The sequence below is a fragment of the Frigoribacterium sp. Leaf186 genome (assembly GCF_001423905.1).
Classification (GTDB): domain Bacteria; phylum Actinomycetota; class Actinomycetes; order Actinomycetales; family Microbacteriaceae; genus Frigoribacterium.
Genome location: NZ_LMPQ01000001.1, coordinates 1,109,802 through 1,111,681, shown reverse-complemented (window position 1 = coordinate 1,111,681; position 1,880 = coordinate 1,109,802). Strand labels below are relative to the sequence as shown.

The window sequence follows — 1,880 nt, the reverse complement described above, 5'->3', positions numbered from 1 at the left end:
CTTCGGCTCGGACGCCCCGACGCAGCAGCAGCCGGCCGTCGACTTCGGCTCGGACGCCCCGACACAGCAGGCACCGGTCGCCGCTGCCGACGACCGCCCCGTGGTGGCCGAGGCGCGCGACACCCGCACCGAGTCGGACGAGGAGGCGCTGCCCGACTCGGTCCCGGCCGAGTACGTCCCCGGCGACTCGGCCTCCGACGGCACCTCGTCGTCGCACGGCGAGTCGTCCTCGGACCCCGACCGGAACGACCCCGACCGGAACGACACCGAGGTCCTCTCGGAGTCCGACCGCGACGCGGCCTCGGCCGGTCGCGACGGGGCCGACCGTCCGACCGAGGCCGACCGTCCCACCGAGGCGGTGCCCATGGTCGCCCCGTCCGAGCCCGCCCAGCGGGCCTGGTCCGCGTCGACCGACGGCAGCCGCCGTCCCCTGCACGACGACGAGGCGCTGCGGGCCGCCGAGGCCGCACGGGCCGGAGACCCCGCCACGGGTGACCGCGGTGACGACACGGCCACCGCGGCGTCCGCGACCGCGGCGACCGGCGCCTCCTCGTCCGGGCACGACGCCTATGTCGACGACCGCTCGGACGCCGAGCGCGACGCCGTCGACCGCGCGGCCGCCGACCGCCAGCCCTCGTTCGGGCAGGACGCCCCGACGGTCGTGGCGCCCGCCGCGGCCGCCGCAGGAGGCGCGGCCGCGGGTGCCGCCTCCGGTCGCGACACCGACTCCCACGCCTACCCCCTCGTCAAGGACTCGGGCATCGACCACGTGTCGGTGCGCCGCGAACTGCTGGCCCAGCAGAAGGAGGAGTTCGGCGGCATCCGCTTCGGCGCCGGCCTGCTCGGCTGGTTCGCGGCGACCGGCTTCGGCCTCGTCATGATCACGATCTTCGGCGGCGTCCTCGCGGCCTGGGGCGGGGTCGCCTCGGGCTCGACCGCGATGACCGACCTGCGCACCTTCACCACCGACAACGCCGACGTGCTCGCGCTGACCTCGGGCATCGTGGTGCTCGCGATCATCTTCTTCGGGTACCTCCTCGGCGGCTACACCGCGTCGCGCATCGCCCGCTTCAGCGGCTTCAAGCAGGGGCTGGCGACCTGGCTGTGGGGGCTCGTCATCACGATCGTCCTCGCCGTGGTCGTCGGCGTCGTCGGCACGCAGGCCGGCGACTCGTCGTCGCCCAACCCGTTCGTGCCCTCGATGGACGACCTGCAGTCGTCGTCCCTCGCCGGCCTGATCGGCCTCGCACTGGTCGTCGTGCTCAGCTTCGGCGGCGCCGTCCTCGGTGGCCTGCTGGGGCAGCGCTACCACCGCAAGGTCGACCGCTTCTACGCCGAAGACGAGTGAGCCGCGCGAGGGGGTGGGCCGACCGGCCCGCCCCCTCGCCCTTCGCCCCATCCGACGCCGCCCGGGCGTCGAACACCGATCAACCCCACCGGGCAGCACAGACAAGGACCACTCATGCGCACCCCCACCCGTTCGTCCCTCGGCCGTGGCGTCCTCGGCGTCGTCGCCACCGGAGCCCTCGCGTTCTCGCTCGCGGCCTGTGCCTCGACCTCGGACTCCGAGAGCAACAACACCGCTCCGACCCACCCCGTGAACCAGACCCGCGAGCCCGGCCCGGGCGAGAGCCTGCTGCCCGCGGCCTCCATCGCCGACCTGTCGAACGGCGTCGACACCCAGGTCGCGGTCGACTCGTCCTTCGTCGAAGCCCTCACCTCGCTCGGCCTCACCCCCGGCGTCGTCGGCACGGCCACCTTCACCGACGGGACGTTCTCGTTCCCGATCACGGGTGGTCACGTCGACTACTACGGCCCCGACAGCTCGGTGCGCCCGTACGTGCAGGGCGAGATCGACCACGACGGCTCCGGCCTGTCGT

General features: G+C 74.1%; 1 protein-coding gene and 1 pseudogene. Both read left to right on the top strand.

What is annotated here, in order from left to right:
• Window positions 1-1,348 (top strand): hypothetical protein (locus ASG05_RS05080; RefSeq protein WP_162240627.1); only part of this gene is annotated, 1,348 nt, incomplete at its 5' end.
• Between the two features lie 114 nt (window positions 1,349-1,462).
• A pseudogene (locus ASG05_RS16690) lies at window positions 1,463-1,880 on the top strand (hypothetical protein); the annotation flags it as partial.